The sequence below is a fragment of the Streptomyces rugosispiralis genome, assembly GCF_024505145.1.
Lineage (GTDB): Bacteria > Actinomycetota > Actinomycetes > Streptomycetales > Streptomycetaceae > Streptomyces > Streptomyces rugosispiralis.
Map to the genome: position 1 here is coordinate 61,531 of NZ_JANIAA010000016.1, position 10,370 is coordinate 71,900.

A 10,370-nucleotide genomic window follows, 5' to 3' on the forward strand; every position below is an offset into this window, starting at 1 on the left:
GTGACATAACAATGAACGAAGAGAAGCTTCTCGACTATCTCAAGCGGGTGACCGCGGATCTCCAGCAGACTCGCCAGCGCCTGCTCGAGGCCGAGTCAGCGGACCAGGAACCGATCGCGATCGTCGCCATGAGCTGCCGGTTCCCCGGAGGGGTGAACTCTCCCGAAGACCTGTGGCGCCTGGTGGCGGAGGGCACCGACGCGATCTCGGAATTCCCCATGGACCGAGGTTGGGACATCGACGCCCTCTACGACGAGGACCCGGACCGCCCCGGCACCAGCTATACGACCCAGGGCGGTTTCCTGGAGAACGCCGACCAGTTCGATCCGGGTTTCTTCAGGATCTCGCCGCGTGAGGCGCTGTCGATGGACCCGCAGCAGCGGCTGCTGCTGGAGACGTCGTGGGAGGCGGTCGAGCGGGCGGGCATCGATCCGATGTCCCTGCGGGGCAGCAGGACCGGTGTGTTCGTGGGAACCAACGGCCAGGACTACTCCATGCTCATGCTCGGGGTGGACGAGACCGCGGAGGATGTGGAGGGCCACTCGGGCACCGGCAACGCGGCGAGCATCGTCTCGGGCCGGATCTCCTACACCATGGGCCTCGAGGGCCCCGCGCTCTCCGTGGACACGGCGTGCTCGTCGTCCCTCGTGGCCCTGCACCTCGCCGTTCAGGCGCTGCGCCAGCGCGAGTGCACGCTCGCGCTGGCCGGTGGTATCACCGTGATGTCCACCCCGACGGCGTTCGTCCAGTTCAGCAGGCAGCGCGGGCTGGCGGCGGACGGCCGGTGCAAGCCGTTCGGCGCCGCGGCCGACGGCACCGGCTGGGGCGAGGGCGTCGGCATGCTGCTCGTGGAGCGGCTGTCCGACGCCCAGCGCAACGGCCACCAGGTGCTGGCCATCGTCAAGGGTTCGGCGATCAACCAGGACGGCGCCTCCAACGGTCTGACGGCGCCCAACGGCATATCGCAGCAGCGGGTCATCCGGCAGGCGCTGACCAGCGCCCGGCTCTCGGCCGCCGAGGTGGACGTGGTGGAGGCGCACGGTACGGGCACCACACTGGGTGACCCGATCGAGGCGCAGGCGCTGATGGCGACGTACGGGCAGGACCGGCCCGCGGACCAGCCGCTGTGGCTGGGCGGCATCAAGTCGAACATCGGGCACACCCAGGCCGCCGCCGGTGTCGCCGGGGTCATCAAGATGGTGATGGCCATGCGGGCGGGCGTGCTGCCGAAGACGCTCCACGCGGACGAGCCCTCGCCGCACATCGACTGGACCGGCGGCGCCGTCTCCCTGCTGCACGACTCGGCCCCGTGGCCGGACCGGGACCACCCGCGGCGCGCCGCCGTGTCGTCGTTCGGTATGAGCGGCACCAACGCGCACACCATCCTGGAGCAGGCTCCGGAGTCCGAGGAGCCCGAGGAGCGTGCGGAGGCCGGTGGCGGTGCGGCCGGTCCGGTGTCGTGGGTGGTGTCCGGCCGCAGCGCACGGGGGCTGCGGGCGCAGGCCGAGCGGCTGCGGGAGTTCGTCGCGGAGCGCCCGGAGTTGAGCGACGCGGACGTGGCGCTCTCGCTGGCGACGACCAGGTCCGCGTTCGAGCACCGGGCCGTGGTGACCGGCGCCGGCCGTGCGGAACTCCTCCAGCGCCTGGAGTCGGTCGCCGAGGACACCACCGGGGCGACCGGAGTGGTGCGGGGCCGGACGACCGACCCTGGCCGTTCGGTTTTCGTGTTCCCGGGGCAGGGGGCGCAGTGGGCGGGTATGGCGGTGGGGCTGTTGGAGTCCTCGCCGGTGTTCGCCGAGTCGGTGGCCGAGTGTGAGAAGGCTCTGTCGGCCCATGTGGACTGGTCGCTGACCGATGTGCTGCGCGGTGTCGAGGGCGCGCCCGGCTATGACCGGGTGGATGTGGTGCAGCCCGCGCTGTTCGCGGTGATGGTGTCGCTGGCGAAGCTGTGGCGTTCGGTGGGTGTCGAGCCGGGCGCGGTGATGGGCCACAGCCAGGGCGAGATCGCGGCCGCGTGTGTGGCGGGCGCGCTGTCGCTTGAGGACGCCGCGAAGGTGGTGGCCCTGCGGTCGCAGGCGATCGCGGCGGGTCTCGCCGGCCGTGGTGGCATGGTGTCGGTCGGGCTGCCGGTCGACCAGGTGCGGGAGCGCATCGCCCAGTGGGATGGCGCGATCTCGGTCGCCGCGGTCAACGGCCCGGGTTCCGTCGTGGTCTCCGGTGACCCGGGTGCGCTGGACGAGATGGTCGCCCAGCTGGAGGGCGAGGAGATCCGCGTTCGCCGGGTTCCGGTGGACTACGCCTCGCACTCCGCACACGTCGAGGAAATCCATCAGGAGCTGTTGCGGGTCCTGGCCGGCATCGAGCCGCGTTCGTCGCAGGTGCCGTTCTACTCCACGGTGTCCGGCGAACTGATCGACACGGCCGGTCTGGACGCCGAGTACTGGTACCGCAACCTGCGGCAGACCGTCGAGCTGGAGGCCACCACCCGCACCCTGCTCGCCGACGGGCACGGCGTGTTCATCGAGGCGAGCCCGCATCCCGTACTGGCACTTCCCGTTCAGCAGACGGTGGAGTCCACCGAGGCGCGGGCGGTGGTCGTCGGCACGCTGCGGCGTGACGAGGGCGGCCTGGAGCGCTTCCTGACCTCCGTCGCCGAGGTGTTCGTGCCCGGCGCCACGGTGGACTGGGCCGCCACGCTGGAGGGTCGTGGCGCCCGCCGCGTCGAGCTGCCGACCTACGCCTTCCAGCGCCGCCGCTACTGGCCCGACCTGACCGCCGTCCCGGAGGCGGGACCCGCGACGGGTGCCGCCGACGCCCCGTTCTGGCAGGCCGTCGAGAGCGGCGACGTCGACACGCTCACCTCCGCCCTGCACCTGGACGCCGACACCCTCGGCACACTGCTGCCCGCCCTGTCGGACTACCGCAGGCGCAACGTCGCCGGGGCCACCATCGACAACTGGCGCTACCGCGTCGTGTGGAAGCCGGTGACCGCCGGCACCACCGCGTCGCTCACCGGCACCTGGCCCATCCTCGTCGCCGAGGAGCACACCGGCAGCGAGCTGGTGACCGGGGTGCGCGACGCCCTCGCCCGCGCCGGGGCGCACACCGTGCTGGTGCCGGTCGACCCCGAAGCCGACCGCACTGTCTTCGCCGGGGCGATCGGCGACGCGCTCGCCGCCGCGGCCGAGGAGACCGGGCGCGAGGGTGCCCACCGGGTCTTGTCGCTGCTCGGTATCGATGAGGAGCCCCACTCCTCCCACCCGAGCCTGCCGCGCGGGTACGCGGGCACCATCACGCTCATCCAGGCCCTGGAGGATCTGGGCCTCACCATCCCGGTGTGGTTCGCCACCCGGGGCGCCGTATGGACCGAGCCCTCCCGCCGGACGCCGGTGGACGCGCCCAAGCAGTCCCTGGTGTGGGGCTTCGGACGTGTCGTGTCCGTGGAGCAGCCGGCGCGCTGGGGCGGCCTCGTCGACCTGCCGGGCGTGCTGGACACCGCCGCGGCCAGGCGGCTTGTCGCCGTGCTCGCCGGGATCGGCTACGAGGACCAGGTGGCGATCAGGCCGAACGGCATTGTCGGCCGCCGCTTCGTGCGCGCCGCCACCGGTGCCCTCGATCCCGGACGCCCCTGGAAGCCCTCGGGCACCGTCCTGGTCACCGGCGGAACGGGTGCCCTCGGCGGGCACGTCGGCCGCTGGCTCGCCAAGAGCGGCGCCGACCACCTGCTTCTCGTCAGCCGCAAGGGTAAGGACGCGTCCGGGGCGGCCGAGCTGGAGGCCGAACTGACCGGACTCGGCGCGCGGGTGGAGACCGCCGCCTGCGACATCGCCGACCGGGACGCGCTCGCCGCCCTCCTCGACTCCATCCCCGCGGAGCGCCCGCTCACCGCCGTCGTCCACACGGCGGCCGTCCTCGACGACGGCGTCATCACGTCGATGACCCCCGAACGCCTCGCCAGGGTGCTCGACGTCAAGGTGGAGGGCGCCCGCAACCTCGACGCGCTGACCGCCGGCCGCGACCTGTCCGCGTTCGTCCTCTTCTCCTCCACCTCCGGCACCCTCGGTGGCCCCGGCCACGCCAACTACGCCCCGGGCAACGCCTTCCTGGACGCCATCGCCCAGGACCGCAGGTCCCGCGGGCTGCCCGCCACCTCGGTCGCCTGGGGCGGCTGGGCCCACGGAGGCATGGCCGAGGGCACCGTGGGGGAGCGGCTGCACAGGCACGGTGTCCGCCTCATGGACCCCGAACTCGCCACCGCCGCCCTGCAGCAGGCGCTCGACCACGACGACGCCACCGTGGCCATCAGCGACATCGACTGGGAGGTGTTCGGCGCCGGTCTCGTCGCGGGACGCCCGCGCCCCGTCTTCGACGACCTGGCCGATGTGCAGACCCTCCTCGCGCGGGCGCGTGCCACCACCGAGACCGGTACGACGGCCGACAGCGCCGAGGCCGGCATCGCCGAGCAGATCGCCGCCCTCCCCGCGGACGAGCGGAGCAAGGCGTGCCTCGAATTGGTGCGTGCGCACATCGCCCATGTGCTCAACCACCCGAGCCCGGACGACGTCGAGCCGGGACAGGCGTTCCGCGAGCTGGGCTTCGACTCGCTCACCGCCGTCGAGCTGCGCAACCAGCTCAGTGCCACCACCGGCAAGCGTCTCCCGGCCACCCTGGTCTTCGACTACCCCACGCCGGCCGCCCTCGCCGACTACCTCGACACCGAATTCGCCCCGCGCGACGGCACGGTCACGGCACCGGCCGCTCCCGCACCGGGGCCGGCCGGCGACGACGACCCGGTGGCCATCGTGGCGATGAGCTGCCGGTTCCCCGCGGGCGTCGACACGCCCGAGGCGTTCTGGAAGCTGCTCTCCGAGGGCCGCGACGCCATCGTCCCCTGGCCGACCGACCGCGGCTGGGACACCGACGGCCTCTACGACCCCGAGCCCGGACTGTCCGGCAAGAGCTACACCCGCCACGGTGGATTCGTGGACCGCCTCGCCGACTTCGACCCGGCGTTCTTCGGCATCTCGCCCCGCGAGGCCCTGGCCATGGACCCGCAGCAGCGGATGCTCCTGGAGACCTCGTGGGAGGCGTTCGAACGCGCCGGGATCGCCCCGGAGACGCTGCGCGGCAGCCGCACCGGCGTCTTCGCCGGCACCAACCAGCAGGACTACGCCGGCCGCCCGCTCGCCGTCAGGGACGGTGCCGAGGCCCACCTCGGCACCGGCAACAACGCCAGCGTGATGTCCGGCCGTGTCTCGTACACCTTCGGACTCGAAGGACCCGCGGTGACGGTCGACACCGCGTGCTCGTCATCGCTCGTCGCCCTGCACCTGGCCGCCCAGGCGCTGCGCGCGGGGGAGTGCGACCTGGCGCTGGCCGGCGGCGTCACCCTGATGTCGACGCCGGGGCTCTTCCTCGACTTCAGCCGCCAGCGCGGCCTCGCCCCGGACGGCAGGTGCAAGGCGTTCGCCGACGGCACCGACGGCACCGGATTCGGCGAGGGCGCGGGCATGCTCCTGGTGGAGCGGCTGTCCGACGCCCGGCGCAACGGGCACCCGGTCCTCGCGGTCCTGCGCGGCTCCGCGATCAACCAGGACGGCGCGTCCAACGGGCTCACCGCCCCCAACGGCCCCTCGCAGCAGCGGGTCATCCGGCAGGCGCTGGCCAGCGGCGGGCTCACAGCGGCCGAGGTCGACGCGGTCGAGGCGCACGGCACCGGCACCACCCTCGGTGACCCCATCGAGGCGCAGGCCCTGCTCGCCACCTACGGACAGGACCGCCCGGAGGACCGGCCGCTGTGGCTGGGCGCCGTCAAGTCCAACATCGGGCACACCCAGGCCGCCGCCGGTGTCGCCGGGGTCATGAAGATGGTGCTCGCCCTTCAGCACGAGGCGCTGCCCAAGACGCTGCACGTCGACCAGCCCTCCACCCATGTGGACTGGACGGAGGGCAACGTCCGGCTGCTGACCGAGGCGCGCGAGTGGCCCGCCACCGGGAAGCGGGTCCGCCGCGCCGGTGTCTCCTCCTTCGGCATCAGCGGCACCAACGCGCACGCCATCCTCGAAGAGCCCCCGGCCGCCCCCGAGCAGGAGCGGCCCCGGGCGTCCGGGGAGATCCCGGTGGTGCCGTGGGTGCTCAGCGGCAAGACCGCCGACGCCGTACAGGGCCAGGCGCGGCGCCTGCTCGGCCACCTCGACGCCGGGACCGACCCCGACGTCCGCGATCTCGGCTACTCCCTCGCCACCACCCGGTCACTGTTCGAGCACCGCGCGGTCGTCCTCGGCGCGGACCTGGAGGAGCTGGCCGCCGGCCTCACCGCCGTCGCCGCGGGCGAGACCTCCCCGGCAGCCGTCACCGGCGCCACCCGCAGGGGAGGCGGGCTCGCCGCCCTGTTCACCGGGCAGGGCGCCCAGCGGCTCGGCATGGGGCGGGAGCTGTACGACGCGTTCGAGACGTACGCCGAGGCGTTCGACGAGGTGTGTGCGCACCTCGACCCGCTGCTGGAGCGTCCGCTGCGGGAGGTGGTGTTCGCGACGGAGGGGAGCGCGGACGCCGAGTTGCTGGATCAGACTGCGTTCACCCAGCCCGCGCTGTTCGCGGTCGAGGTGGCGCTGTTCCGGTTGCTGGAGCACTGGGGTGTCACTCCGGATGTGCTGATCGGGCATTCGATCGGTGAGGTCGCCGCCGCGCATGTGGCGGGGGTGTTCTCGCTGGAGGACGCGTGCTCGCTGGTGGCGGCCCGTGGCCGGCTGATGCAGGCGCTGCCCGAGGGCGGCGCCATGGTGGCCGTCCAGGCGACCGAGGAGGAGATCGCCACCTCACTCGCCGGGCGCGAGGCCGAGGTGAGCATCGCGGCGGTCAACGGCCCGGCCTCCGTGGTCATCGCCGGTGACGAGGGAGCGGCGCTGGAGATCGCCGCCCAGTGGGCGGAGCAGGGTCGTAAGACCCGTCGGCTGAAGGTCAGCCACGCGTTCCACTCGCCCCGCATGGACGCCATGCTGGACGACTTCCGCAAGGTCGTCGAAGGGGTGTCGTTCGCCCCGCCGGCCATCGCCCTGGTCTCCAACGTCACGGGCGAGGCCACGGGCGCGGAGGAAGTGTGCTCGCCGGAGTACTGGGTGCGGCACGTGCGAGAGGCGGTCCGGTTCGCGGACGGCGTACGGACGCTCGAGGCGCGGGGCGTGACCAGGTTCCTCGAGGTCGGCCCCGACGGCGTGCTCACCGCGATGGCGCGGGACTGTGTGGAGGACCGCCCCGAAGGCACCGCCACGCCGGTCATGGTGCCGGTGCTGCGCAAGGACCGCCCCGAGACGCGGACGCTGACGACGGCGCTGGCCGAACTCCACGTCAGCGGCGCGCGGGTGGACTGGGAGCGGGCCTTCGCCGGAGGCGGCGCCCGCAAGGTCGGACTGCCCACCTACGCCTTCCAGCGGGAGCGCTACTGGCTGGAGGCCCTCGCGTTCGCCAGCGATGTCACCGCCGTGGGGCTCACCCCGCCGGTGCACCCGCTGCTGGGCGCCGCCGTCGAACTGCCCGACGCGGACGGCTTCCTGTTCACCGGCCGCCTTTCGCCGCAGACGCATCCGTGGCTCGTCGACCACGCGGTCCAGGACACCATCATCCTGCCCGGCACCGGCTTCCTCGAGCTGGCGTTGCACGCCGCCGACCAGGTGGGATGTGACCGGGTCGAGGAACTGACCCTCATGGCGCCCATGGTGCTGCCCGAACGGGGCGCGGTACACCTCCAGCTCGCGGTGGGCAGGCCGGACGAGAACGGTACGCGTTCGCTGAACGTGTACTCCCGGCCGGAGGACGAGACCCTGGAACAGCCGTGGACACAGCACGCCTCCGGTCTGCTGTCCCCGAGCGGCGCATGGGACGACTCCGGACCGGCCGACCTCACCGTATGGCCCCCGGAGGGCGCGGAGCCGATCGGCACCGAGGACGTCTACGACCGGATGGCCGCGGGCGGCGTCGTCCACGGCCCGGTCTTCCAGGGGCTGCGCTCGGTGTGGATCCGTGGTGACGAGGTCTTCGCCGAGGTGCGTCTGCCCGAGGAGAACGCCTCGGACGCCGAGGAGTTCGGTCTGCACCCGGCCCTGCTGGACGCGGCGGTCCAGGCCGTCATGTTCGTGCCGCAGGAGGAGTCCGGTCTTGCCCGGCTTCCGTTCTCCTGGACCGGCGCCTCGCTGCGGGCCTCGGGCGCCTCGGAGCTGAGGGTGCGCCTCAGCTCGGTCGGGCCCGACTCCATCGGCCTGTGGATGGCCGACGGAAGCGGCCGTCCGGTGGCTTCGATCGACTCCCTGATGATGCGGGCCGTCGCGGAGGGGCAGATCCAGTCGGCCGGTTCCCAAGCGGCCGGACACGACTCGCTCTTCCGGCTGGACTGGACCCCCGTTCTCCACGACACACCGCGGCCGGCCTCCGAGGGGACCTGGGCCGTACTGGGCACGGACGGCCTGGGGGTGCGCTCCGGTCTGGAGGCGGCGGGTGCCGACGTCGCGTCGTACGCGGATCTGGCCGCGCTGTACGAAGCGCTCGGTTCGGGCGCCACGCCACCGGACGTCGTCATGGTGGCGGGCACCGCGGAGGCGGTCGGCCTCGACGACGGCGCGGACCTCGCCGGGCAGGTGCGCGGTGCCACCCACCGCGCACTGGACCTGGTGCGGTCCTGGGTCACCGACGAGCGGCTCGCCGACTCCTTCCTGGTGTTCGTGACGCGCGGCGCGATGGGTGCCCGGTCCTCCGACGAGGTGCGCACCCCGGCCGAAGCCGCCGTGTGGGGTCTGCTGCGCTCCGCGCAGTCCGAGCACCCCGGCAAGTTCCTCCTGGTGGACCTGGACCCGGGGCAGCACGGCGACACGGCCTCGGAACTCCGGGCGGCGCTGGCCGCCGAGGAGCCGCAGGTGGCCGTGCGGGACGGACAGGTGCTCGCGGCCCGGCTCGCCCGGGTGGCCCTGGTGGAGGACCGGCCCGAACCGGAGACCAAGCCGTTCGACGGCCGTGGCACGGTGCTGATCACGGGTGGTACGGGTGGTCTGGGCGCGTTGCTGGCCCGTCATCTGGTGGTGGAGCACAAGGTCGAGCGTCTGGTGCTGACGAGCCGTCGTGGCGTGGAGGCGCCGGGTGCGGCGGAGTTGGTGGCGGAGCTGGCCGGGCTGGGCGCCGAGGCGCGGGTGGCGGCGTGTGATGTCGCCGACCGGGCCGCGGTGGCGGAGCTGCTGGCGGGGATCGGGTCGGAGCATCCGCTGTCGGCCGTGGTGCATGCGGCGGGTGTGCTGGATGACGGTGTGGTGGAGTCGCTGACGCCGGAGCGGGTGGACAAGGTGCTGCGTCCGAAGGTGGACGCCGCGCTGCACCTGCACGAGCTGACCCGCGACCTCGACCTCTCCGCCTTCGTGGTGTTCTCCTCGGCCGCCGCGAACTTCGGTGGCGGCGGCCAGGCCAACTACGCGGCGGCCAATGCCTTCCTGGACGCCCTGGCCCACCAGCGCCGCGGGCTCGGCCTCCCCGCGGTCTCCCTGGCGTGGGGCATGTGGGAGCAGCGGAGCGCGATGACCGGGGATCTGGGCGAGGCCGATCTCCAGCGCATGGCACGGGCCGGGTTGACCGCGCTCAGCTCGGAGGAGGGCCTCGCGCTGTTCGACGAGGCGCTCGGCGCCGACCAGGCCGTGCTGGTGCCGACCCATCTGGACCTCGCCGCCCTGCGCGTCCAGGCCCGCACCGGCGAGGTGCCCGCTCTCCTGCGCGGCCTGGTGCGCGTCCCCCGGCGCCGGACCGTGGCGTCGGGCAGCGCGGGGTCGGGCGCCGGATCGCTGCGGGACCGCCTGGCCGGCCTCTCCGGGGCCGATCAGTACCGGGCCCTGCTGGACCTGGTGCGGGTGCAGGTGGCGACGGTCCTCGGCCATGGTTCGCCGGATGCGGTGGATCCCGACATGGCCTTCAAGGACATGGGCTTCGACTCCCTGACCACGGTGGAACTGCGGAACCGGCTCAACGCGGAGACCGGGCTGCGGCTGTCGGCCGTGCTGGTCTTCGACCACCCGACCCCCACGGCGCTGGTCGAGCACCTGCGGGAGGGACTGCTGCCGGACGGCGGTGCGGGGGAGCCCGTGGTCTTCGCCGAGCTGGCCAAGCTGGAGCCGCTGCTCTCCCACGTGATGGACGACGGCGAGGCCCGCACGAAGGTGGCCGGGCGGCTGAAGGAGCTCCTGGAGAAGCTGGGCGAGGGTTCCGATGACGCCGACTCCACCGTCGAGGTGGCCGAACGGATCGGATCGTCCTCCAACGACGAGCTGTTCGACTTCATCGACAACGAGCTCGGACTGTCCTGAACCGTCGATCGGCGCCCTCCGACCCTGACTGTAAAG

The 10,370-nt window shown here is 73.0% G+C and carries 1 protein-coding gene; it reads left to right on the forward strand.

The features are described 5' to 3' along the window. The first annotated feature begins 5 nt into the window (after nt 1-5). Nucleotides 6-10,334, forward strand: a complete 10,329-nt coding sequence (locus tag NP777_RS23485) for a type I polyketide synthase (protein ID WP_449343551.1) — start codon at nt 6-8, stop codon at nt 10,332-10,334. Nucleotides 10,335-10,370: the final 36 nt, after the last annotated feature.